Here is a 22,496-nt window from a genome sequence, read left to right as displayed (position 1 = left end):
TTTTTGCGGGGTTTTTTGTTGTTCTGTCGTTTTTTAACGTTCGCCAACGTGCGGGTACATCCGGCACTTGCAGCGGGTAACTTTGCGGGTAACTTGATTCGGGAGCACAGACGCCCCGGAAAGTTACCCGCATGTTCACCGATACGCAGATCCGCAACGCCAAACCGAAGGCGAAGCCGTACAAGCTGCCCCGCGAACGCGGCCTGATCCTCCTGATCAACCCGAACGGGGCCAAGTGGTGGCGATTCGCGTACCGCTTTGCTGGTCGTGAGCAGTTGCTGTCGTTCGGAACCTATCCTGAGGTGCCGTTGAGCCTGGCGCGAGAACGCCGAGACGACGCACGACGGCAGCTCGCGGTGGGTGTGAACCCCAGCGATGCACGCAAGGAGGCTCGCCGCGTTTCCGCTACCGCAACGCTCAGTGCTTTTGCCGCCGTCGTCGAGCGCTGGAAGGCTGACGAACTGTCGGGCGGGACGGCGGACTACCAGAAGCGAGTGATGCGTATGCTCGAACGTGACGTGCTGCCGCACATTGGCCAGCGCCCGATCGCCGACATCAAGCCGCGTGAGCTGATCGCCGTGTTCGACCGCATCCGGGAGCGTGGCGTCGAGGAAACCGCGCGCCGGGCTCGCACGGTGGTGGGCCAGGTCTTTCGCTACGCCATCCGTCGCGGCATCGCCGAGCTGGACCCCACGCAGCCATTGCGCGGCGAGCGGCGGGTAAAGCCGGTGAAGCACTTCGCGGCGTTCACCGATCCGGCCGACGTGGCGCGGCTGATGCAAGCGATCTACGGCTACCGCGGCACGATCGAGGTCCGCGCCGCGCTGAAGCTCTCCGCGCTTCTATTCCAGCGGCCCGGCGAGATTCGACAGATGCAGTGGAATGAACTGGACCTGGACGCGGCGCAGTGGCGCTACGTGGTCAGCAAGAGCCGGCGGCATACCTCGCACAGCCATATCGTGCCGCTGCCGGCGCAGGCGGTGGAGATCCTGCGCGAGCTGCAGCCGCTGACGGGGCAGGCTGTGAGCCTGCGGCCGGATGCGCCGCTCTACGTCTTCCCGTCGACCAAGACCCGCATGCGGCCCATGTCGAACAACGCGGTACGCACCGCGCTGCGAAACATGGGCTTCACCAATGACGAGATGACCGCCCACGGCTTCCGTGCCACGGCGCGCAGCCTGCTGGCGGAGCTGGGTTGGAAGACAGATGCGATCGAGCGCCAGCTATCGCACAAGGCCGCCGGTCCACTCGGCGCCGCCTATGACCGTGCCGCGTACCTCGATGAGCGCAAGGCCATGATGCAGGCGTGGGCGGACTACCTGGATGCGCTGCGCAGGCGCACAAGCGTGGTGCCGCTGCGCGCCGCCTGACGATTCACCGCGAAGCCCGGCGGCGGATCTCGGCCGGGCACTGAGGCGGGCCGGTGGCGTGCTGGAACCACGCTGCCGGCCCTGACTCGCAACATGGAGAGTGACCATGGCACGAGCTGCACAGAAGCGTAGCACCGCAAGAACGGTTACACCGCCCCCACCACCGCCGCAGAGCATGCTTCCGTCCGCATTGCCGGAAGACGCGACGCGTGAGGACAGAGCGATTTATCGGGCGCTCAAGATATTGGATAAACGCCTGCGAAAGCCCGGTCCAACGATGTGCGATCCTCTGGCAGTAGAGAGATACCTTCATCTTTGCTTGGCTGATGGGGATGTCGAGAAATTCGCATGCCTGTTCGTGAATGCTCAGCACCAAGTCATTGCTTTCGAAATTCTCGCGACGGGCACGCTCGACGGTGCTGCGGTATATCCGCGTGAGGTCGTAAAGCGCGCGCTGGCGAACAGCGCGGCCGCCGTGATTTTCGCGCACAACCATCCATCAGGGGTGACCAAACCATCGGTAAACGACCGCGTGCTTACTGATCGTCTGCGCCAAGCTCTGGCAACGATCGACGTACGGGTGCTTGATCACCTTGTCGTTGGCGGGCGTAATAGCCCCACGTCATTCGCAGCACATGGATGGCTATAGCTGACAACGATCACCACCACGCCTAGCCCGACGGGGCGAAAGGCCGGACCACCTTCACCGGCTTGGCGTGGCGGCTTTATGAAGGCGCGCATGAGGGTGCGCGATGAATGGGAAAAATCCAGATGGGTGGTTGGATTTCTATCCGGAGTTTGTGCGAGAGGCCACAGCCCGCCTTCTATCGCATGAAGACACAAAGGGATTTTGGCCTCTTGGCATAGATGATCCTGGTTTGCGCATGATCGCTGGTCAACTTGAGGTTGCTTTGTACGACAGCCCTTGGGACAAAAAAACCCAACGCGAGCGCCAACAATGGCTAACAAAGTTTGAGAAGACGCTCGACACACTGCTTCAACTGATGGATGAGGCGCCTTACCCGCCGAAGGATTGGGGGTTTCCAGTTCGAGATATTGTATTAATGGAAGCCGCATCCAAAATGGGCGTCTCGATTCCTCGTCGAGATGATGTTCCTGAGTTTTTTAGGGAAATGCTACGGCTTGAGGACGCAGTTTCCGCTGTAGATTGGACGCTTCGAGACTCACTTCAACATTACCGCGAACAACAGCTTAGCGATGCACGCGTGCGTCAAGCTTTGAAGAAGCCCCGAGACGCAAAGGCGAGCCGCGCGCTCTTCATTTTGAATATCAAAAGCAAGCGCACCGCACGCGAGGTCGCAGCCATAGCATCTGTTGCGTTCAACGATGATGCCATTGACGAGAGGTTGGTTCGCAGACTGGCATCGACGCGGGCAGATTCCTCAAAAATCAAATAAATCTGCCCTAGGCCGGTAGTACCCGCGCGCCCCATCGTTGCCACCGTCCGCACGCAAGCGGGCTCACTGGAACGCAACGATGACCGCAGAAGTCCACCTTCTCAGGCTGCCTGATGTCTGCCAGCGCACCGGCCTCAGTAAGACCACCGTCTACCAGCGCGAACGGGACGGAGCTTTCCCGAAAAGGCTGAAGCTGGGTGCGCGCCTGAGCGTCTGGCGCTCCGACGAGATTGCCGCCTACATTGAGAAGTGCACGGCCTCTGCACGTGGCGATGCGCAATGAATTGGCTCAAGCGCTGGATGCGCGGTCGCGCACCCAAGTCACGCGGACAGCTACCGCCGAAGGCGCCACCGACGCCGCGCGAGCAGCTTTTGCCGGCGCACACCTCGCCACCGTGCTCGTCTGCTGATGAGGCGTGCGCGAACTGCAAAGCAGCTGCGCATGGTGATGTGTCATGAGCAGCCAGCGCATGTTGCCTCTGCAGCGCGGAGCTTGGGACGCCGTATGGCGCGCGCTTCTTAATCGGCCGGCGCACACGCAACCGGAGCACGAACGCCAGAACGGCGAGCGTTGCGGCACGTGCAGTGAGCGCGAGTATTACCACTCAGACGACCATAGCTTCGTTTGTGGCCGGAAGCGCCGCGAAGGACAGCGCGATCTGTTCGCTGCGGCTGGCGATGAGTTCAAGGTCGATGCCGGTGGCTGGTGCAAGGGTTACCAGCATGACAACGCGCCCCATGACTGACCGCTCGCTGTCCCTTGGGGAGATCGTCGACCAGTTCATTGGAGCGATGTGCTCGGCCGGCGTGGTGCTGTCCGATCGCTCGGTCGTGACAGCCGATGGCGCGCTGCATCGCTTCCACGTGGAGGGCGATAAACGCGGCAGCCGCAATGGCTGGTTTGTGCTCTACGGTGATGGCTTGCCTGCCGGGGAATTTGGCTCATGGCGAGACGGCGGCACCTCGCATACCTGGCACGCCAACATCGGCCGAGAGCTGAGCACCACCGAGCGCGAGCAGCTGCGTAAGCGTATGGAAGCGGCGCGCGCCGAGCGTGCCGCAGCGCTCGAAGCCGAGCGCGCCAAGGCGAAGGCCAAGGCCGCGAAGCTGTGGGAACAGGCAAACCCGCGCGTTTCCGCCAAGCATCAGTACCTCATGGACAAGGGCGTCCGTGCATTCGGCATCCGCCAGCTACGCGAGCAGCTGCTGATCCCACTGCGCGACACAGCCGGCGAACTCCATGGCTGCCAGTTCATTCAGCCGAACGGCTCGAAGATGTTCGGCACCGGCACGGCGAAGGCCGGCCATTACCACGGCATCGGCAAGCCAACCGCTGACGGGGTGCTCGGCATCGTCGAGGGCTACGCCACGGGTGCCACCGTTCACGCGCTGACCGGCTGGCCTGTCGCGGTGGCATTCGACGCCGGCAACCTACGCCCTGTTGCAGAGGCGCTACGCGCGAAGTTCCCCGCTGCCCGCCTCGTGATCCTCGCCGACAACGATCACGGTTCCAGCGTCAATGCAGGCTTGACGAAGGGCCGCGAAGCCGCGGCCGCCGTCGATGGCCTGTTGTTGTTTCCCGCCTTCGAGCCCGGCGAGTCCGGCACGGACTGGAACGACTACGCGGCGGCGTGCGGCGCTGGCGCAGCGCGTGAGGCGCTTTTGCGTGGGGTAGAAGCATCAGCGGCCGCCGATACGTCAGACGTGCCGCAGACGGCCGCTGCGGTGCCCTCCGCCGCGCCCGCCGGCAAGGGGCGGAGCGCAGCCGCCCGCGTCGTGCAGCTCGACGAACACCGGGCCAAGCCAAACGCCAACAAGCGGATATCCCGCGACGACTACCCGGCCGGCTTCACACTTGATGAGGTCGGTGTGTGGTTTCGCGGTCGGCAGAAACAGGGCGACGACCTAGAGCCCCCTTTTCGCGTCTGCCCGCCACTGCGCGTCCTGGCCTACCTGCGCGACACCGATCAAGAGAACTGGGGGATCTTGCTGTCCTTCGACGACAAGGACCGCATTGAACATCGTTGGGCCTTGCCCTGGCGCATGCTCAGCGGCTCAGGCGAAGAGATGCGCAGCGAGCTGCTGCGACAGGGTTTCTTCGTTCCGCCTTCACAGCGCGCCCGCAATCTGCTGGTCACCTATCTGGCGGATGCGAAGCCGCCACAGCTCGCCCGCAGCGTGGAGCGCACCGGCTGGCACGGCGAAGGCGTGCATCGTGTGTTCGTACTGCCCGACCGCGCAATCGGCGATGCCGTCGAGCCGGTGTACTTCCAGTCCGAGAGCCTGCGCGATCGGGTCTACAAGCAAGCCGGCGAGCTGGCCGACTGGCGTAGCGACGTTGCCGATCTGTGCCGTGGCAATTCACGGCTGGCATTCGCCGTGTCGACGGCCTTTGCATCGATGCTGCTGCAGATCACCGGTGAAGAGCCTGGCGGCTTTCACTTCCGCGGCGGATCGAGCACCGGCAAGACGACCGCGCTACGTGTGGCCGCCAGCATTTTCGGGGGTACCGACTATCTGCGTCGCTGGCGCGCCACCGACAACGCGCTAGAGGCCGTGGCGTCGATGCACAACGACGCGCTGCTGATCCTCGATGAGCTGGCACAGGTTGACCCGAAGGTGGCCGGCAACGCGGCTTACATGCTCGGCAACGGCGAGGGAAAACAGCGCGCGCACCGCACGGGCACTGCGCGCCCCGTCCTGCGTTGGCGGCTGCTGTTCCTGAGCGCGGGCGAGATCAGCCTCGCTGAGCACATGCGCCAGGATGGCAAGACCGCGCAGGCCGGACAGGAGACGCGTCTGGCCGAGATCGGCGCCGATGCCGGTGCCGGCCTGGGCCTTTTCGAAGACATTCACGGCTACGCCGATGCGGCCGCGTTCTCGCGAGCAATCACCGCCGCCGCCGCGCAGCACCACGGGGCGGCAGCGCCCGCCTTTATCGAGGGGGTGATTCGCCAAGGCGACGAGCTGGCCGAGCGCCTGCGTGCCGAGCGTGCCGCCTTCTGCAAGCGCGAGCTGCCACCGCAGGCCGACGGCCAGGCATGGCGTGTGGCATCGCGCTTTGCGCTGGTTGCCGCTGCCGGTGAGCTGGCCACGCGGATGGGGATTACCGGCTGGGAATCCGGCGAGGCCGAGCGTGCGGCGCAGACCTGTTTCCGCGCTTGGATCGAGCAGCGCGGCGGTGCCCGCAATCTGGAGCCGGCGCGCATGGTTGCGCAGGTGCGCCAGTTCCTCGAACGGCACGGCGAGTCGCGCTTTGCGCCGTGGACCGACGACGGCGACAGCCAGTGGATCACCAAGGACCGCGCCGGCTTTCGCAAGGCGTTCGTGCAGAGCGGCACGCTCGAATCGGCAGACGGTTTCTACGTGCTGCGCGAGACCTTCCGCGAAGAGATGTGCACCGGCTTCGACCATCGCGACGTGGCGCGGGCACTGGCAGCGGCCGGCGCTTTGGAGCGCGACGAGAAGAGCCGCAAATTCACCAAGCGCGTACGGCTACCCCGCCTCGGCCTCACCTGGTGCTACGTGATCCTACCGAGCATCTGGCAGACCAGCGAGACCAGCGAAGGCGCCGACACCCCGAAGAGTGAGGCCGCGCAATGACGAGCTATCAAACGTGCGGGGTCAGCGGGGACAGCGGGGACACTCTGTGTTTCACCATGAATTCATTAAGGTTTTTTGTCCCCGCTTCTTGTCCCTGCTTTGTCCCCGCAAAACACAAAGCGGGGACAAATGATGCGCCGCGCATCTGTCCCCGCAGTCCCCGCACTGTCCCGCTGCGGTGTCAGCCATGCGGGGACAGAACAGCCTCATCCAATCAATGGGTTACGCGATCTGTCCCCGCTGTCCACGCTGACCCCGCAGATTCAAAGCAAGGCCCCATGGGGATCAAAAAACTTTCCAGGCCTATGAGCGGAAACCGTCGCCCAATCTTCGTGTGCAAAACCGCGAAATTAAGAGGGGGGGGTATTAACGCGCTCAGGGGTAGCGCCGCGATCACCCTCGCGATGTTGAGACGCGATGGATCTCGCGGATACCTCGACCGACAAGGCAGCGCCACTCATGTGGAGGAGCGGGCGTTCGTCTATCAATTTTCGGCGCGTCTAAAGCGGCCGCGCATGCCGCCGCGCTGCCCGCACGTAACCGCGACGCCTCCGCTGTCGCGGCTCATCGCTTGTTAACCACAGCCGCAGTTAATCAATCACGCATCAGGAGATACGCAACATGAATCTAGGGTCATTGGGATCGCTCTTCATCGACATGCGCGCGGACACCGCGCAGTTCGAAACCGATATGGGGCGTGCGCAGCGTGTGTCGCAGCAGCGCGCCGAAGCCATACAGAAAGGCATTCAGAACGCGGCGAAGAACATCGCGGCGGCACTCGCTGCGATCGATGTTGGCCGCAGGATGGGTGATGGGATCAAGAACGCTATCGATCAGGCTGACCAGCTCAGCAAGTCGTCACAGAAGCTCGGCATCGGCATCAAGGAATTGTCCGGGCTGAAGTTCGCTGCCGACTTCTCGGACGTTGATTTCGGATCGCTTGAGACCGGCCTGGCCAAGTTCAATCAGACCGTGCACATGGCGATCGAAGGCAGCCGAGAACAGAAGTCCGCCTTCGATGCGCTCGGCATTTCGTTGACCGATGCCGCCGGCCACTACAAGTCGACAGATCAGTACGTCAACGAGGTAGCCGACGCGTTTCAGCACAGCCAGGACACGGCGTCCAAGACTGCCGTTGCCATGGCACTGTTCGGCCGTGCCGGCGCCGACATGATTCCACTGCTCAATGGCGGGAGCCAGGGCATCGCCGACATGACGGCACAAGCTGAGCGCCTGGGACTCGTGATCGAGAAGACGACAGGCAAAGCCGCCGAGGACTACAACGATCATCTGAACATGATTGCCAAGACCACGGAAGGCCTCTACAACCGAGTGGCCGACAACCTGTTACCGACGCTCAATGACCTGGCGACGCAATATCAGGCGTGGGCCACGGACTCCAAGAATGTCGCGAACGCCACGGAGGTAATCAACACGGGGGTTCGCCTGGTCATCGTGTCGGCACTCGTCGCGAAGGGCGCATTCGTTGACCTGGGAACCGTGATCGGCGGCCTCGCAGCTGCCGGCCAACAGCTGCACCTGAACTGGTCCGACATGGTTGTTCCGGGCAAAGCAATCTACAAGTTCGCCAAAAACGGCGACGCGGCAATGGCCGTGATGAAGGAAGCCTTCAGCGACGCGCGCGACTCGACGTCGAAAGACATCGAGGCGATCGTCAAAGCATGGGAAGCTGGCAACAAAGCGATCGACAAAGCGAGCCAGACGCCAGCAGGCAAACCGCCGGGCAGCAAGGATGACGGGCGCAAGGTCATCAACTTCGGAAACAGCACTGCGGCATATCAAGCAGTAACTGATCAGGCGGCGCAAAAGAAGCGTGTCGACGACATGATTGCGTCGTTGGCCGACCAGTCCGCGACGCTCGGCTACAACGCTCGGGCGCTTGATCTGTATCGCGCCGCGGCCGAAGGGGCATCAAACGCACAGCTCGACATGATCAATCAGCTGCACGACAACATCGACGCGTTCAACGCCGCACAGAAAGCAGTCGAGGACTACCAGAAACAACAGGAACAGCTTCAGCAGATGGTGTCGAGCTTCAAGGATGCCCCTCAATACAGTGGCATCGATGCGGTCGTCGGCGGCTCATTCGGCGAGCTGGGCAAGATCGACGACGCCGGGCAACAGCTAGAAAAGTGGTACGACAACCAGTTGCAGATGCTCGACGAGTTCCGCAAGGACAGAGCGGACCTGCAGAGCCTATGGGACGACAAAGAAGCTCAGCTTGAACAAGAGCATCAAGACCACTTATTGGCGCTTGAGAAGGCACGCCAGATCGCGCGCCTCGACGTGCTGAGCGAGACGTTCAGCAACATTGCCACACTGAGTGAATCGGGGAACAAGAAGCTGGCCGCGATCGGCAAGGCGTCTGCCATCGCACAGGCCACGATCGACGGAATCCTTGCGGTGCAGAAGGCATTGGCGGCTGCGCCACCTCCGCTGAATTTCGTTCTCGCTGGGGCCGTGGGCGTCGCGCAAGCCGTCAACGTCGCCAAGATTTCAGGCGTTGGCTTCGAGTCTGGCGGCTATACCGGTGACTTCGGAACCAAGCAGGTAGCGGGCGTCGTGCACGGCCGCGAGTTCGTCGTCAATGCAGCGGCGACGGCACGCTATCGTGGCGTGCTTGAGGCGATGAACAGTGCGCCCAATGTGCCCGGTATGAGCGCCATGGCGAGCGGCGGCGGGAACCGTGATGTACGCGTGATCAGCGAGCTTGGCTTCCCGGTGCAGCCCGTACCGTTCGTGCGGCATGGAGAGCTGGCCGTGCGGCTCCGTTACACAGAAGATGTCGCTTCGGTCCGAGGCTACGCAATGGCTGTTCACGATGCGGAGAACAACGGCCCAATGACGAAAGCGCAAAACGACCGAACCGGCGTGCGGAGACTTCCGAAGGTGGCGCGGCGCTGAAGCGCCACATTGACCGGGGCGCCCCTCAGTGATGAGCGGCGCCCTTTTTATTGCTCAAACAACCCAGGCGGAAGCTGTATCGCGGTGAGTCGCCAGGTCAAATCCTGCCGGCGCAGGACCAGCCCAAGATCTTTGCCTTTGTCTCCGTGGATCGTCACCAGAAAACGGCTAGGTGTCTGAAAGCTCCAATCCGTTCGGCCACCGCGAATGAGATGGACGCGCTTGTCGGGCTCATCGTCGTGTTGCGTCTGGTCTGCCGGTGCCGCCGATCGTGCATCGTTCGCGAGCAGCGCAGTCAAACCTTCCGGCGTCACGAACTGATCAACTGCCTTGTCGACCATCAGCATCGCGAGGCCTGCGCCCAGCGCGGCAAACCCGTTGCTCTCGGTGTCGCTCTGCTTCATCTGCTGAGTCATCGCCGCCGTGAACTGCCCCTTCACGCTCTCGCGCAGCGCCGGAAAGTCGACATTGTCCCGTAGCGCTTCCGCATCCTTGTCGTTCACCGCCTGCTGGATGCCGTACAACGTAACGAACGGGCCAACGGCGACGTAGCCGACGACCAGCACCACGGCTACAGCTACGATTGCGAAGACTTTATTCATGCGCGCCACCCCTCCGGTTAACTTACACCGCCCGCCACATGACGGTCCGGCGGGATCGGGCCGCCTCTGACGCAATCTCGGACCGCTGTGCCGTTGCTGCAGCAATTGTCTGACGGCCACTGCCAAGTGATGTGATCTGGATCACAGACACCGGTGGATCTTGACCGGATTCTATATGCGCTTTTCCTTTCGGAAAGCATGGTGGCTGGGGAGCCAAGGGGAGGCTGACGATGTTCAAGGCAATCATCTTGTCGTGCTGCGCGATCACGCTGTCACAGCAGGCCATCGCCCAGTGCGTGCCGGTAACGCATGCTCTAGACGATCAACAGGCCCTCAACCAGTTTTGGGGCACGTCTGTTCCCATGTGCCAGGCCCCCGGGTCAAACGGAGCCTTTGCGAACCGAAGCGCTGGCGTCGTCCTGGTTGATCAAAACTGGCTGGACTATATGGCAAACACCTTCGGGCCTTGGGCCGCCTCCGGGATTGTTGCCCACGAATGGGGACATATGATTCAGGGCAACGTTTCCGGAACGGCAGCAGAGCTGCAGGCCGACTGCTTGGCCGGTGTATTTCTACGCGGCGCCGGAGTTTCTTGGGTCGCGGCAGAGCAGTTCGCGCGGTCGAACTGGTTTGCCGGGGATGCCGAATGGAGCTTCGGCGGTCATGGACTTCCGGCACAGCGTGCTAACGCAGCGCACCGTGGCTACTACGGATTCTCAGGGCAACCGCCGTATTTGCTGGCCGCACTTTGCCCCCTGAGCGCGTTCTGATCGAAGGCTGCAAGCGTGCATATGCGGGTGCGACATGTCGGCCGCGCTTGGTCGAAAACTTAGCCGGCCGGCGGTTCCTTGGACACTTCCTCGACGACTGTCTGGGGGATCACGATTTCCGCCTCTACCGATTTTTTCGGCGCTGCGAGCTTCTTGTGCACGCGGACGATGGTCTTCCTCGCTTCGGTCGCCTTCTCGCCGTCCAGGGTTTCGCGCTTCAGCACCTCAGCCTGCAGCACCTCGGAAATCTGCTCATTGGTGATCTTGATCCCGTTGTGAAGCCGCCGAAGCTCCTTTCGTAGGGAATCGACGATCGGGGCACTCATGATGAGCGCCGCGATGGTGTAGCGATTGACGGCCTGCCGCTGAGCGTGAAACTCACCGATCCGAGCTTTCTGCCACCCTTCCTTTGCGAGTAGCCATAGCAGTTCGAGGTGGTCTGAATTTCTTGGTGAGAGTTCGAGCGCTCGAATCTCGACGACAAGGTCGAATTGAAGTGGTTGCGCGAACACCACGCGGTAGACGCGCCAGACGACGCCATTGGTCAGCAACGCCCATTCGACCCCGAGGTGCGCTGCGTAGTCGACAGCCTGCTTCACGTGCTGGTCTTTGAGGTCGAGACCGATCGCCTTGACCTCGATTAGAAACGACACCTGTCCATCGAGCTTGATCGCGAGATCACAATATGTGCCGCGAATCGCGTGCTCGGACGTGACCTCCATGTACTTGTCGTACCCGAAGAGGTCCGCGAGAAGATCCTTGACGATCGTGACCGTGTCGGCCTCGTTGACGTCTCGCGCTTTTGCTTGCTCCAAGATGGGCTGGAAACGCTTCAATCCCGCGATCAGCCGGCTCTCTACCTTGCTCGGTATTCCTGCCATGGTGTGCTCCCCCTTGTTCCCTCGTCGAGGTTTACCGCGCCAAGCTGATATTGGCAACAGCGGTCGGCGGCGAAAATGAGCACTCGTTCACGAAGTCAGCTCAGAGGCAGGGCCGCTGCAAGATTCACGGCAAATCGGGAAAAGCTCCGGCTGGATACCGCGACGCTGCGCCACGGCACCGCGCAAAATAGGCCGCCATGTCGCGCATCTTTCGACCGTTCGTCGGAAAAGTGAAGGAAGAATGCCTATGGCGATCGAACGCCGGAGCGCCGAGTTAACCGAAAAATCCGGATCACTGCGAATAATGCGGGTAACTTTTCGGGTACGCCCCGTGTTATAAATTAAAAATTCCTTTTTTATTCAAAGGAATTTTATAACTTTTCGTGTGAGACCCTATTCGAACCCTGCCAGGCTTTTTGAAACCACGCCCATCGCGTGGTTTTTTGCTTTCTGGCATTTGCTTTCCGCCATGATGCTCACCACCCCGGCCGGGTCGGCCGGGGTGGTGATGCCACGTTTTAGCGATTGAGCGCGCGCATGCCGGCTTCCGGATAACGCGTACCGGCCGCGGCCCCGGCCGGGAACACGGCATCGATCGCGGCCAGGTGGTCGGCGCTGAGTTTGATGTCGAGCGCCGCCAGGTTTTCGTCGAGATACGCGATGCGCTTGGTGCCGGGAATCGGTACCAGATCGTCGCCCTGGGCGAGCACCCAGGCCAACGCCAGCTGACCCGGCGTGACGCCTTTGTCTGCGGCGATCGCGCGGACTTTCTCGACAAGCGCCAGATTGGCGGCGAAGTTGTCGCCCTGAAAACGCGGGTGATTGCGACGGTTGTCGTCGGCGTCGAAGTCGTCCGGCGTGCGGATCGCGCCGGTCAGAAAGCCGCGTCCGAGCGGCGAGTACGGCACGAAGCCGATGCCGAGCTCGCGCACGGTGGCGAAGATGCCGTTGTCCTCGGGATCGCGCGACCACAGCGAGTATTCGGTCTGCAGCGCCGTGATCGGGTGCACGGCATGTGCGCGGCGCAAGGTGTCCGGCGCGGCTTCGGACAGGCCCAGGTAGCGCACCTTGCCGGCCTCGACGGCGCGTGACATCTCGCCGACGGTATCCTCGATCGGCACGTCCGGATCGACGCGGTGCTGGTACCACAGGTCGATGTGATCGACGCCGAGGCGCTTGAGACTCGCATCGAGGCTGGCACGCACATAATCGGGCTTGCCGCTGACGCCGGTCGGACGCGCGGCACCGGGCGCGAACACGAAACCGAACTTGGTGGCGAGGAAGACCTGGTTGCGGCGGCCGGCGATGGCCTGGCCGACCAGCATCTCATTGGTGTGCGGGCCGTACATGTCGGACGTGTCGAGCAGGGTCACGCCGCGATCGAGCGCGTGATGAACGACCTTGATCGCACTCGCATCGTCGACACGGTTGCCATACGACATGCTCATGCCCATGCAGCCGAGGCCCAGTGCCGAAACGCTGGGGCCGTTGCGGCCGAGGTGACGAATTTCCATCGCGAAAACTCCTGGTCTGATGGAACGGGGGAGGGTTGCCGGCATAGCCGACCTCCACATTATCGGCTGATCTTCCACATCTACCGTGAACGTCGGCGATGTGTCGCGATGCGATGCGACGTCACGCTAGGCGCTGCCGCCACATCCGCGTAAGATCGCGGCCGCGCGCCCGTGGCGAAATTGGTAGACGCTGGAGACTTAAAATTTCCCGCCCGCAAGGGCATGCCGGTTCGACCCCGGCCGGGCGCACCATCTCCTCTCAGAAGACCGACGACGCGACCTCAGGTAGCTGATCCAACGCTTCGGCGATCAGTTCCAGCGAGTGCCGGCATTCGCGTCGCGTCGCGACACCGCCGAGGCAGACGCGGACCGCTTCGAGCGGCGTGGAACTGACGGTGAACGCGTCGCTGCCGACCACGCCGACGCCGCGTGCGCGCAGGTAGTTGGCGAACTCGCCACGGTTCCACGGCGGTGGCAACTTCAACCACAGGTGAAAGGCGTCGGGCTGCGTCGCGCAGTCTTCGATCGGCAGCAGCTCGGCGGCCAGTTTTTGTCGTGCCTGCGATTCGCGGCGGATGGCGTGCAATACCTGGTCGGCGCTGCCGTCGTTGATCCAGCGCGTCGCCAGCGACACGGTCAGCGGTGCGGCCATGATGGTGGTCACCCGCAGCGTCGACGTCAGGCGCTTGGCCGCGCGCACGTCGGGCGCGACGAGATAGGCGATACGCAGGCCGGCGCCGAGGTGCTTGGCCAGGCCGCTCAGGTAATAGGTCAACTCCGGGGCGCGCGTGGCGATCGGCGCGATCGGCGAGGTCGGCAGCAGGCCGTAGGCATCGTCCTCGATGATGGTCAGCCCGTACTGACGTGCGATGGCGGCGATGGTGTCGCGCCGCGCCGGCGACATCGTCATCGTCGTCGGGTTCTGGTAGGTCGGATTGCAGTACAGCACCTTGGGCCGATGGAGCCTGCAAGCTGCCTCCAGTTCCTGCGGGACGATGCCTTCTGCATCCATCGGCAGGCCGTGCAGGCGGATACCGAACTGCGCCGACAGCGCCTTGACGCCGGGATAGGTGATCTCCTCGCAGCACATCACTTCGCCGGGTCGCACCAGCGTACTGAACAGCGCCACCAGTCCGCTCTGAATGCCGGGGCAGACCAGTAATTGGTCCATCAACACGCCCGGCAGCAGCGGCGCCAGCCAGCGTGCGCCAGCGTCGCGGTCCTCGGCGCTGCCGCCGAACTCCTGATAGCGCAGCAGCGTCGGCAGATCCTCGTGCTCGGCCAGCTGGGTGAAGCCGCGGCGCAGGCGCGCCTGCAGCGTGCCGTCCTCCGGTTCCGGCGGCAGGTTCATGGTCATTTCGACGAGGCCGACGTTGCGCACGCTGCGGCTCGACAGCGCGGCGGTCGTGGCGCGGATGAAGGTGCCCTGGCCGGCTTTGCTGTCGATCAGGCCACGCGCCTGGGCCTCGGCGTAGCCGCGTGCGGCGGTCGTGTAGTGCAGCTCGAGTTCGGCGGCCAGCGTGCGCAGCGGCGGCAGTCGATCCATGGCCGACAGGCGGCCGCCGCGAATGTCTTCGGCAATGGCGTCGGCGAGCGCCAGGTAGGTCGGTTTGTCGCTTTCCTGCAGCGCGCGCTTCCAGCGGCGGACCTTGTCGGGCATGGCGACTCCTTGAGGTAATGATCGGATGCTATCCGATCATTGATGGTCGGTGTGTCTGATCCAGAAGCAAGCACGATGCCGTTCAATGTGGTGCAAATCCCCACGGGCAAACTGCAATGTCTGCACCGACATTGATCTGATGATGATCTTGATTGATCGCATTTATATCAGATCAATTGGGGTGCCGCGATCGCGGCGCCGACGAAAAATCGAGCAAAAGCACGCACTCAGCGCGTTGATCGGAAATTGATCGCATCGCCTTGGCATTGCGCGGTACAGCGGTTGCGGCAGCTAGCGGCGTTGCTCTCGTTTCCATTCGCTTCCGAGGAGTTTCGCTATGCCTGCAGTCTCGATGCCCGCCACCAAGAAAGGCGATTTCTTTGTCGACTACGAAGAGAAGGTCTTCGAGGACGTCAAAGCCAAGCCCGGCGAGAAGGCGCTGGTCACCTTCCACACCGTCGCGTTCGAAGGTTCGATCGGTCTCGTCAACATCCTTCAGGCCAAGCGTCTCATGCGCAAAGGCTTCGAGACGTCGATCCTGCTCTATGGCCCGGGCGTGACGCTCGGCATTCAGCGCGGCTTTCCGACGATCGGCGACGAAGCCTTCCCGGGCGCGCAGAACTTCGCCAAGCAACTCGAAGCGTTCATGGGCGAGGGCGGCAAGGTCTATTGCTGCCGCTTCGCGCTGCAGATGCTCTACGGTCACGGCGAGCATTCGCTGGTGCCGGGCATCCGTCCGATCAACCCGCTCGACGTGCTCGACCTGATCCTCATCCATCGCAACGACAACGCGTTCCAGATGCACACCTGGACGCTTTAAATCGTTCGCCACGAGGAAGCTGCCATGAGCGCAAAGCAGATCGTTCGTGCCGCCGCCGTCCAGCTCAATCCGGTGCTGGACAGTGCGGACGGCACGGTCGACAAGGTGCTCGATGCGATCGCCGCCGCCGCCGTGCAGGGCGTGCGGCTGATCGTGTTCCCGGAAACGGTCGTGCCGTACTACCCGTACTTCTCCTTCGTCACGCCGGCGGTGTCGATGGGCGCGGCGCACCTGCGTCTGTACGAGCAGGCGCCGACCGTGCCGGGACCGGTCTGCGATGCGGTCGCGGCAGCGGCGCGCGCGTACGGCATGGTCGTCGTGCTCGGCGTCAACGAGCGCGACCACGGCACGCTGTACAACACGCAGTTGATCTTCGACGCCGACGGCACGCTGGGGCTGAAGCGACGCAAGATCACGCCGACCTATCACGAGCGCATGGTCTGGGGCATGGGCGACGGCTCCGGCCTCAAGACCGTGTCGACCGCAGTCGGCACCGTCGGCGCGCTGGCGTGCTGGGAGCACTACAACCCGCTGGCACGTTATGCGTTGATGGCGCAGCACGAGCAGATTCACTGCAGCCAGTTCCCGGGTTCGCTGGTCGGGCCGATCTTCGCCGAGCAGATGGAAGTGACGATGCGTCACCACGCGCTCGAGTCCGGCTGCTTCGTCGTCAACGCCACGGCGTGGCTGACGCCGGAGCAGTGCAAAGCGCAGGCGCCGACGCCCGAACTCGAACGCGCGTTCGCCGGCGGTTGCTACACCGCGATCATCTCGCCGGAAGGCAAGCATCTGGCCGAGCCCTTGCGCGACGGCGAGGGCATGGTGATCGCCGATCTCGACTTCGCGTTGATCACCAAGCGCAAGCGCATGATGGATTCGGTTGGTCATTACGCCCGGCCCGAGCTGTTGAGCCTGCAACTCGACAGCCGCAGCGCTGCGCCGTTGCATGCCACCGCGGCCGATGCCGCCCATTCCGCCGCCCATTCCGCCACCGCGCCGACGACACGTGAGAGCGGCGGCATCGAGGCGGCGTACATGAGTGCGATCGCCTCGCTAATGGAGAAAAGCTGATGGACATGACGCTCGTCGAAGCGACGGCACAGGATGAGGCGCGCCGTTTGATCACCGAGCTGCAGGCCAGCGGCCTGCGTCTCGAAGATCCGAACGCCGGTGCCGCCGCACGTCGCGGCGGCGCCGGCCCGACCGACCACAAGGCCGTCACGGTCGGCGGACGCACGGTGATGGTGCCGGTGCACAGCGACCGCGCAACGCACTCGCCGTACATCGCCCGCGCGCCGGACGCGCGTGGACACAGCGTGCTTGAACGCAACGGCCTGACCGTCGCGCGCATCGAGTTCCCGCGCCAGCCGCGCTTCTACGGGCTGCAGACGCTGGACGGCGTGCCGTATTCGAAGATCGCGCAATTGCATGGTCGCGACGTGCTGGCGACGACGGTGCTGCAGACCTGCATCCGCTATGGCCGGCGCAGCACGTCATGCCAGTTCTGCGCGATCGGCGAATCGCTCAAAGGCGGCCGTACGATCAACCGCAAGACGCCGGAACAGCTCGGCGAAGTGGCACGCGCCGCGCTGCTGCTCGACGGCGTCAAGCACATGGTGATGACGACCGGCACGCCGAACTTCACCGATCGCGGCGCACAGCTGCTTTGTGAAAGTGCGTTCGGCGTCAAGGCGGCGGTCGCCCATCACGGCGGTCTGCCGATCCAGGGCCAGTGCGAACCGCCGGACGACGCACGCTGGTTCGCACGCATGAAGGACGCCGGTATCGACGCGCTGGGCATGCATCTCGAAGCGGTCACCCCCGAGGTGCGGGCGCGCATCATGCCGGGCAAGGCCAGCGTCGGCATTGATGAATATCTGCGCGCGTTCGCCGACGCCGTCGCCGTGTTCGGTCGCGGCCAGGTCAGCACCTACATCCTCGCTGGGCTCGGCGACAGCGATGAAGCGATCCTGGCGATGTGCGAAACGCTGATCGGCCTTGGCGTCTATCCGTTCGTGGTGCCGTTCGTGCCGGTCGGCGGCACGCCGCTGGCCGATCACCCGACGCCCGACGCGGCCCGCATGCGCGGCCTGCTCGCGCCGCTGGGGCGCATGCTGGTCGATGGCGGCCTGCGTTCGGCCGACATCAAGGCCGGCTGCGGCAAGTGCGGCGCGTGCTCGTCGCTGTCCGCATACGAGAACGACGCGCGGGAGCTTGCGGCATGAGCATGAGCATGAGCATGCGACACGGTGTGTTGCGCGTAGCGCAAACGGGTGCGGGAGCAGGCGCTCTCATGAGAACGACTGCGCTTGAAGTCACCGCGAGGGTGGACGCATGAGCGCGCCCCGTCCGCCGCTGCCGCCGTTCACCGCCGAGACCGCCGCGCAGAAGGTGCAGATGGCCGAGGACGCCTGGAACAGCCGCGACCCCGAACGCGTCGCGCTGGCGTACACCGAGGATTCGGAATGGCGCAATCGCGTCGAATTCCTCAGCGGCCGCGAGGCGATCAAGGACTTCCTGCGCCGCAAGTGGGCGCGCGAGCACGATTACCGCTTGAAGAAGACGCTGTGGGCCTACCTGGACCATCGCATCGCCGTGCGCTTCGAGTACGAATTCCATGACGCCAACGGCCAGTGGTATCGCGCGCACGGCAACGAGAACTGGGAGTTCACGGCCGACGGCCTGATGGCCAGGCGCTACGCCAGCATCAACGATCAGCGCATCGAGGAAGCGGAGCGCAAGTTCCGCTGGGCACGATGAACGTGGGGCTTTGCTCGGTTCTTCCTTCCGCTGCGGGGCGTGACGTGTCACGCGGCTGCAGCGTGCCTCGATACACCGCCTTCGGCGGCACTCGGCATGAACGGGCGGCCGGAACGTCATGCGGCCGCCGTGATGACGCGGGAGCACGGTCATGCTGATCGCCAGCACGCCCTTCGTGCCCAGCGAATACCGCGTCAAGCTGATCACCGAAGCGTGGGAGCAGCGCGAGGCAGCGGCTTTACGCGTTGCCGTGTTCTGCGACGAACAAGGAATCTTCGAACACGACGATCGCGATGCGCTCGACCGCAGCGCGACGACGCTGGTCGCGGTGTCCTGCCTGCACGGCATGCCCGAACAAGTGGTCGGCACCGTGCGCATTCATCAGCGACGCGACGACGCGACGCACTGGCAGGGCTCGCGCCTGGCCGTGCGTCCTGAATATCGCCGCGTCGCCTGGCTCGGCAGTGCGCTGATCCGTCTCGCGGTCTGCACCGCCCATGCACGTGGCGCGCGCTGCTTCACCGCGCACGTGCAGGCGGCGAATGTGCCGCTGTTCGAGCGCCTGCACTGGCACACGCTGGAGACGATCACGCTGTTCGGTCGGCCGCATCACCGCATGCAGGCGGACCTGGCGCACTACCCACCGTTCGCCGCCGGCGATTGGGGCTTCGTCGCCGGCGCGAGGTTGGCGGCATGAGCATGCGACACGGTGCTTTGCGCGCAGCGCAAATGGGTGCGGGAGCAGGCTCTCTCATGCGAACGGCTGCGCCTGAAGTCAGTGCGAGGGGGGATGCATGAGCACGCTGGCATCACTGATCGAAGGCCTGCACGCGTCTCGTGGCGTCGCGCACAAGCAGGATATCGCCGATGTGGTCGCGACCCTCGGCATCGCCGATCCGCAGGCAGCGATCGCGGTCGGCGACGACTGCGCGGCGATCCGCGATGGCGACGGCTGGCTGTTGCTGGCGATCGAAGGTTTTCTCAACGAGTTCGTCGCTGCCGAGCCGTACTTCGCCGGCTGGTGCGGCGTGATGGTCAATCTCAGCGACATCTACGCCATGGGTGGCCGGCCGATCGCGGTCGTCGATGCGCTGTGGAGTGCCGGCGCGGCGCGCGGCCGCACGGTGCTTGAAGGACTGGCCGACGCGGGACGTATCTATGGCGTGCCGGTGGTCGGTGGCCACAGCAACGCGCATTGCGACCGCGAGCAGCTGTCGGTGGCGGTGCTCGGTCGTGCCCGCGCCTTGTTGACCAGCTTCGACGCGCAACCTGGCGACGTGCTGTTGGCGGCGGTCGACCTGCGCGGCGGCTACCGCGCGCATTTTTCGAACTGGGACGCCAGCTCCGCCGCGCCGGCCCCACGCCTGCGCGGCGATCTCGAGCTGTTGCCGCAGCTGGCCGAAGCGGGGTTGTGCCGCGCGGCCAAGGACATCTCGCAGGCCGGTGTGCTCGGCACGCTGTTGATGCTGCTCGAATGTTCGGGCGTGGGCGCCGTCGTCGACGTCGGTGCGGTGCCCATGCCAGACGGTGTCGAACGTGCGCGCTGGCTGTTGCAGACGTTCCCGAGCTACGGCTTTCTGCTGTCGGTACGCGCGGCCGACGTGGCCGCCGTCCAGGCGCGCTTCGCCGCGCGCGGGATTGCCTGTGCCGCCATCGGCCGCGTCGACGCCTCGCCGCGACTGACGTTGCGCGATGCCTCAGAGGAGCGCACTGCCTGGGATTTTTCCGCACAAACGCTACTCGGCTGTGGACCTTCCGCCGCCACGCCCTATCGGAGTCTCCATGCCTGAAGTCCGTTTCGTGGTCCGCTGGCCGGACGCGCAGCGCGAGCGTTGCTACTCGCCGTCGTCGACCGTGCGTGATTTCTTCACGCCCGGCATCGCCTATCCGCTCGCCGAATTCGTCACCCGCAGCCGCAACGCATTGACGCTGGCCAGCGAGCGCGTGCGTCAGCGCTACGGCTATGCCTGTAGCAGTGCCGCCGAGCAACTGGCACAGATCGAACAAACCGCCGCGCGTTTCGCCGGGCAGCAAGATGCCCAGGTCACCGTCGAGGCCTTCGAAGAATGAGGATCGTCATGAGTCACGCATCACCGCGTCCCGCGGTTCACGTCAGCGTCGCCGTCATCGGCGGCGGTCAGGCCGGCCTGTCGATGAGCTGGCATCTGAAGCAGGCCGGCATCGACCACGTCGTGTTCGAGAAACGCGAGGCCTGCCACGAGTGGCGGCACGCGCGCTGGGACTCGTTCTGCCTGGTCACGCCCAACTGGCAGTGCCGGCTGCCGGGCTTTGCCTATGCCGGCGACGACCCGCACGGCTTCATGCTCAAGGATCAGATCGTCGAATACCTTGACGCCTATATCGCCAGCTTCGACCCGCCGCTGCACCAGGGCGTCGAGGTCACGCACGTCGCGCGCCGCGCCGAAGGCGGGTTCACGCTGCGCACCAGCGAGGGCGACTACAGCGCCGACCAGGTGGTCATTGCCAACGGTGTTTATTCGCAGCCGGTCATTCCGCGCGCCGCCGAGCGCCTGCCGAGCGATATCGCACAACTGCACTCATCGAACTACCGCAATCCGCAGCAGCTACCGGATGGCGCGACCTTGGTGGTCGGCAGCGGCCAGTCCGGCTGCCAGATCGCCGAGGATCTGCATCTGGCCGGACGCAAGGTGCATCTGTGCGTCGGCCGCGCGCCGCGATCGCCGCGTGTCTATCGCGGCCGCGAGGTCACCGACTGGCTGACCGAGTCCGGCTACTACGACATTGCGTACGAGTCGCACCCGCAGAAGGCGACGGTGCGCGAGAAGACCAATCACTACCTGACCGGCCGCGACGGCGGGCGCGAGATCGACCTGCGTCGCCGTGCGCTGGAAGGTATGGATCTGTACGGCGCGTTTCGCGACATCGACGGCACGACATTGCGGTTCGCGCCGGACCTGACGCGCAATCTCGACGAGGCGGACCGCTCGTACAACAACATCCGTCAGCTGGTCGATCAGCACATCGCCGCGCAGGCCATCGACGCGCCGATGGAGCCGCCGTACACGCCGCCGTGGGCGCCCCCGGCCGAGCGCGAGGCCCTGGATTTTCGCGACGCCGGTATTACCGGCATCGTCTGGGCGATCGGCTTCACGCCGGACTACCGCTGGATCGACCTGCCGCTGTTCGACGGTCGCGGCCATCCGGTGCATCGCCGCGGCGTATCGCCGGTGTCGGGAGCGTACTTCCTCGGCCTGTCGTGGCAGAACACCTGGGGCTCGGGCCGCTTCGCCGACGTCGGCAAGGATGCCGAGTATCTGCTCGGCGAGATTCAGGCGGTCCGTCAGGCGCCGCGCGCGGCGGCGTAGTGCGCCGACGACGACGATTCAGGTCGCGGTCAGCGCCGCGACCTGAGTGCGTGTCGCTCAGCCCTGATCCGGTGGATACAGATAGGCCGCCCGTGCGGACCCCAGGCTGACCTTGACCGTGCGTGTCGTACCGTCGGCCAGAACCTCCAGGTCGCCGTCTTCGAGGCTCTCGACCACTTGCGTGGCGACGTCCGCCGGCGAGACCTTGGGTACGTCGATGCCGGCGGTCATGTCGGTATCGACAAAGCCCATGTGCAGGCCGAGTACTTGCGTGTTCTGCGATGCCAGTTCGCTGCGAATGCCGTTGGTGAAGGCCCACACCGCGGCCTTGCTGGCGCTGTAGGCGGCGCTGCCAGAGATCGTCAGCCAGCTGAGCACGGAGTGCACATTGACCACAGCGCCGCCGCCATTGCGCTTCAAAATCGGCGCGAACGCACGCGTCATGCGTAGCGGCCCGAGCACATTGACCTCGACCTGCGACAGGAAGGTCTGCTCGACATCGTCGGCGAGGGTGGAGCCAGACAGCATGATGCCAGCGTTGTTGACGACGATCGTGACGTCGCCGCAGGCCGCTGCCGCGGCGAGAATGTCGGCGGGCTGGGTGACGTCGAGCTGCAGCGGCACCACGCCATCAGTCTTGATGCTGTCGACGGAACGAGCGGCGGCGTAGATCTTGGCCGCGCCGGCGACCTGAAAGGCTTGAACCAGCGCTGCGCCGATACCGCGATTGGCGCCGGTGACGAGCACGACAGCGTCTTTGACTTGCATGGGATCACTCCTCGATGAACGAACGGGCATGGGTCGATTCGCGATCGTTTCCATGATG

Annotated in this window: 21 protein-coding genes and 1 tRNA gene; 17 read left to right on the top strand and 5 right to left on the bottom strand. The window is 64.2% G+C overall.

Annotation, left to right across the window (positions count from 1 at the left end):
- Nucleotides 1–131 precede the first annotated feature (131 nt).
- From G7Y82_RS12135 to G7Y82_RS12105, 7 genes are all read left to right on the top strand, one after another.
- Entirely contained in the window at nt 132–1,370 is a 1,239-nt protein-coding gene (locus tag G7Y82_RS12135) for a tyrosine-type recombinase/integrase (protein ID WP_168148396.1), read from the top strand.
- Nucleotides 1,371–1,545: 175 nt separating this feature from the next.
- Complete coding sequence (locus G7Y82_RS12130) at nt 1,546–2,019, top strand: JAB domain-containing protein (protein WP_206370635.1); 474 nt, start codon at nt 1,546–1,548, stop codon at nt 2,017–2,019.
- Between the two features lie 103 nt (nt 2,020–2,122).
- Entirely contained in the window at nt 2,123–2,788 is a 666-nt protein-coding gene (locus G7Y82_RS12125) for a hypothetical protein (protein ID WP_168148394.1), read from the top strand.
- 79 nt (nt 2,789–2,867) lie between these two features.
- On the top strand, nt 2,868–3,071 hold the full coding sequence (locus G7Y82_RS12120) for a helix-turn-helix transcriptional regulator (protein ID WP_168148393.1): 204 nt from the start codon (nt 2,868–2,870) through the stop codon (nt 3,069–3,071).
- A gap of 172 nt (nt 3,072–3,243) precedes the next feature.
- A complete protein-coding gene (locus G7Y82_RS12115; protein ID WP_168148392.1) occupies nt 3,244–3,534 on the top strand; it encodes a hypothetical protein in 291 nt (96 codons plus the stop codon).
- Nucleotides 3,482–6,391, top strand: a complete 2,910-nt coding sequence (locus G7Y82_RS12110; protein ID WP_168148391.1) for a DUF927 domain-containing protein — start codon at nt 3,482–3,484, stop codon at nt 6,389–6,391. The genes G7Y82_RS12115 and G7Y82_RS12110 overlap by 53 nt, the downstream gene beginning before the upstream one ends.
- Nucleotides 6,392–7,012: 621 nt before the next feature.
- Nucleotides 7,013–9,316 (top strand): phage tail tape measure protein, encoded by a 2,304-nt coding sequence (locus G7Y82_RS12105; RefSeq protein ID WP_168148390.1) that lies wholly within the window; start codon nt 7,013–7,015, stop codon nt 9,314–9,316.
- 47 nt (nt 9,317–9,363) lie between these two features.
- On the opposite strand, the gene G7Y82_RS12100 is transcribed toward G7Y82_RS12105, so the two are convergent.
- Nucleotides 9,364–9,918 (bottom strand): DUF2939 domain-containing protein, encoded by a 555-nt coding sequence (locus G7Y82_RS12100; RefSeq protein ID WP_168148389.1) that lies wholly within the window; start codon nt 9,916–9,918, stop codon nt 9,364–9,366.
- A gap of 230 nt (nt 9,919–10,148) precedes the next feature.
- Between G7Y82_RS12100 and G7Y82_RS12095 the strand changes: the two genes are divergently transcribed.
- Entirely contained in the window at nt 10,149–10,688 is a 540-nt protein-coding gene (locus tag G7Y82_RS12095) for a hypothetical protein (protein ID WP_168148388.1), read from the top strand.
- Between the two features lie 59 nt (nt 10,689–10,747).
- Here G7Y82_RS12095 and G7Y82_RS12090 read toward each other — a convergent pair whose 3' ends face one another.
- Together G7Y82_RS12090 and G7Y82_RS12085 are read right to left on the bottom strand one after the other, a co-directional pair.
- Entirely contained in the window at nt 10,748–11,569 is an 822-nt protein-coding gene (locus G7Y82_RS12090; protein WP_168148387.1) for a type I restriction enzyme HsdR N-terminal domain-containing protein, read from the bottom strand.
- Between the two features lie 518 nt (nt 11,570–12,087).
- Nucleotides 12,088–13,083 carry an aldo/keto reductase gene (locus G7Y82_RS12085; protein WP_168148386.1) on the bottom strand — a complete coding sequence of 332 codons (996 nt, stop codon included), beginning with the start codon at nt 13,081–13,083 and terminating at the stop codon, nt 12,088–12,090.
- Nucleotides 13,084–13,248: 165 nt separating this feature from the next.
- Here G7Y82_RS12085 and G7Y82_RS12080 point away from each other — a divergent pair.
- Nucleotides 13,249–13,335 (top strand) — tRNA-Leu (locus G7Y82_RS12080).
- A gap of 7 nt (nt 13,336–13,342) precedes the next feature.
- Here G7Y82_RS12080 and G7Y82_RS12075 read toward each other — a convergent pair.
- Entirely contained in the window at nt 13,343–14,743 is a 1,401-nt protein-coding gene (locus G7Y82_RS12075) for an aminotransferase-like domain-containing protein (RefSeq protein WP_168148385.1), read from the bottom strand.
- A 337-nt stretch (nt 14,744–15,080) separates the two neighbouring features.
- On the opposite strand from G7Y82_RS12075, the gene G7Y82_RS12070 reads away from it, so the two are divergent.
- The 8 genes from G7Y82_RS12070 (at nt 15,081) to G7Y82_RS12035 (ending at nt 21,670) form a co-directional block, all read left to right on the top strand.
- Nucleotides 15,081–15,563, top strand: a complete 483-nt coding sequence (locus G7Y82_RS12070) for an MSMEG_0572/Sll0783 family nitrogen starvation response protein (RefSeq protein ID WP_168148384.1) — start codon at nt 15,081–15,083, stop codon at nt 15,561–15,563.
- A gap of 24 nt (nt 15,564–15,587) precedes the next feature.
- Nucleotides 15,588–16,634 (top strand): Nit6803 family nitrilase, encoded by a 1,047-nt coding sequence (locus tag G7Y82_RS12065; RefSeq protein ID WP_168148383.1) that lies wholly within the window; start codon nt 15,588–15,590, stop codon nt 16,632–16,634.
- Nucleotides 16,634–17,788 carry an MSMEG_0568 family radical SAM protein gene (locus tag G7Y82_RS12060; protein WP_206370634.1) on the top strand — a complete coding sequence of 385 codons (1,155 nt, stop codon included), beginning with the start codon at nt 16,634–16,636 and terminating at the stop codon, nt 17,786–17,788. Before G7Y82_RS12065 ends, G7Y82_RS12060 begins: the two co-directional genes overlap by 1 nt.
- A gap of 109 nt (nt 17,789–17,897) precedes the next feature.
- Nucleotides 17,898–18,323, top strand: a complete 426-nt coding sequence (locus tag G7Y82_RS12055) for a nuclear transport factor 2 family protein (RefSeq protein WP_168148382.1) — start codon at nt 17,898–17,900, stop codon at nt 18,321–18,323.
- 151 nt (nt 18,324–18,474) lie between these two features.
- On the top strand, nt 18,475–19,020 hold the full coding sequence (locus G7Y82_RS12050; RefSeq protein WP_168148381.1) for an MSMEG_0567/Sll0786 family nitrogen starvation N-acetyltransferase: 546 nt from the start codon (nt 18,475–18,477) through the stop codon (nt 19,018–19,020).
- 97 nt (nt 19,021–19,117) lie between these two features.
- Nucleotides 19,118–20,113 carry a sll0787 family AIR synthase-like protein gene (locus G7Y82_RS12045; protein WP_168148380.1) on the top strand — a complete coding sequence of 332 codons (996 nt, stop codon included), beginning with the start codon at nt 19,118–19,120 and terminating at the stop codon, nt 20,111–20,113.
- Nucleotides 20,106–20,393, top strand: a complete 288-nt coding sequence (locus G7Y82_RS12040) for an MSMEG_0570 family nitrogen starvation response protein (protein WP_168148379.1) — start codon at nt 20,106–20,108, stop codon at nt 20,391–20,393. Before G7Y82_RS12045 ends, G7Y82_RS12040 begins: the two co-directional genes overlap by 8 nt.
- Nucleotides 20,394–20,401: 8 nt before the next feature.
- Nucleotides 20,402–21,670 (top strand): MSMEG_0569 family flavin-dependent oxidoreductase, encoded by a 1,269-nt coding sequence (locus tag G7Y82_RS12035; RefSeq protein ID WP_168148378.1) that lies wholly within the window; start codon nt 20,402–20,404, stop codon nt 21,668–21,670.
- A gap of 57 nt (nt 21,671–21,727) precedes the next feature.
- On the opposite strand, the gene G7Y82_RS12030 is transcribed toward G7Y82_RS12035, so the two are convergent.
- Nucleotides 21,728–22,438 (bottom strand): SDR family oxidoreductase, encoded by a 711-nt coding sequence (locus G7Y82_RS12030; protein ID WP_168148377.1) that lies wholly within the window; start codon nt 22,436–22,438, stop codon nt 21,728–21,730.
- Between the last annotated feature and the right edge of the window lie 58 nt (nt 22,439–22,496).

This window comes from Solimonas marina (assembly GCF_012241385.1).
Classification (GTDB): domain Bacteria; phylum Pseudomonadota; class Gammaproteobacteria; order Nevskiales; family Nevskiaceae; genus Solimonas; species Solimonas marina.
Note: the sequence above shows the minus strand (reverse complement) of the source record. Positions and strands in the feature narration are given on the sequence as shown.

Bases quoted from the DNA above. Each gene is read 5' to 3' on its own strand.
- G7Y82_RS12090 (WP_168148387.1), bottom strand. From the start codon at position 11,569: ATGGCAGGAATACCGAGCAAGGTAGAGAGCCGGCTGATCGCGGGATTG.
- G7Y82_RS12105 (WP_168148390.1), top strand. From the start codon at position 7,013: ATGAATCTAGGGTCATTGGGATCGCTCTTCATCGACATGCGCGCGGAC.
- G7Y82_RS12070 (WP_168148384.1), top strand. From the start codon at position 15,081: ATGCCTGCAGTCTCGATGCCCGCCACCAAGAAAGGCGATTTCTTTGTC.
- G7Y82_RS12060 (WP_206370634.1), top strand. From the start codon at position 16,634: ATGGACATGACGCTCGTCGAAGCGACGGCACAGGATGAGGCGCGCCGT.
- G7Y82_RS12030 (WP_168148377.1), bottom strand. From the start codon at position 22,438: ATGCAAGTCAAAGACGCTGTCGTGCTCGTCACCGGCGCCAATCGCGGT.
- G7Y82_RS12050 (WP_168148381.1), top strand. From the start codon at position 18,475: ATGCTGATCGCCAGCACGCCCTTCGTGCCCAGCGAATACCGCGTCAAG.
- G7Y82_RS12085 (WP_168148386.1), bottom strand. From the start codon at position 13,083: ATGGAAATTCGTCACCTCGGCCGCAACGGCCCCAGCGTTTCGGCACTG.
- G7Y82_RS12045 (WP_168148380.1), top strand. From the start codon at position 19,118: ATGAGCACGCTGGCATCACTGATCGAAGGCCTGCACGCGTCTCGTGGC.
- G7Y82_RS12075 (WP_168148385.1), bottom strand. From the start codon at position 14,743: ATGCCCGACAAGGTCCGCCGCTGGAAGCGCGCGCTGCAGGAAAGCGAC.
- G7Y82_RS12100 (WP_168148389.1), bottom strand. From the start codon at position 9,918: ATGAATAAAGTCTTCGCAATCGTAGCTGTAGCCGTGGTGCTGGTCGTC.
- G7Y82_RS12110 (WP_168148391.1), top strand. From the start codon at position 3,482: ATGCCGGTGGCTGGTGCAAGGGTTACCAGCATGACAACGCGCCCCATG.
- G7Y82_RS12095 (WP_168148388.1), top strand. From the start codon at position 10,149: ATGTTCAAGGCAATCATCTTGTCGTGCTGCGCGATCACGCTGTCACAG.
- G7Y82_RS12040 (WP_168148379.1), top strand. From the start codon at position 20,106: ATGCCTGAAGTCCGTTTCGTGGTCCGCTGGCCGGACGCGCAGCGCGAG.
- G7Y82_RS12135 (WP_168148396.1), top strand. From the start codon at position 132: ATGTTCACCGATACGCAGATCCGCAACGCCAAACCGAAGGCGAAGCCG.
- G7Y82_RS12130 (WP_206370635.1), top strand. From the start codon at position 1,546: ATGCTTCCGTCCGCATTGCCGGAAGACGCGACGCGTGAGGACAGAGCG.
- G7Y82_RS12055 (WP_168148382.1), top strand. From the start codon at position 17,898: ATGAGCGCGCCCCGTCCGCCGCTGCCGCCGTTCACCGCCGAGACCGCC.
- G7Y82_RS12065 (WP_168148383.1), top strand. From the start codon at position 15,588: ATGAGCGCAAAGCAGATCGTTCGTGCCGCCGCCGTCCAGCTCAATCCG.
- G7Y82_RS12120 (WP_168148393.1), top strand. From the start codon at position 2,868: ATGACCGCAGAAGTCCACCTTCTCAGGCTGCCTGATGTCTGCCAGCGC.
- G7Y82_RS12115 (WP_168148392.1), top strand. From the start codon at position 3,244: ATGAGCAGCCAGCGCATGTTGCCTCTGCAGCGCGGAGCTTGGGACGCC.
- G7Y82_RS12035 (WP_168148378.1), top strand. From the start codon at position 20,402: ATGAGTCACGCATCACCGCGTCCCGCGGTTCACGTCAGCGTCGCCGTC.
- G7Y82_RS12125 (WP_168148394.1), top strand. From the start codon at position 2,123: ATGAATGGGAAAAATCCAGATGGGTGGTTGGATTTCTATCCGGAGTTT.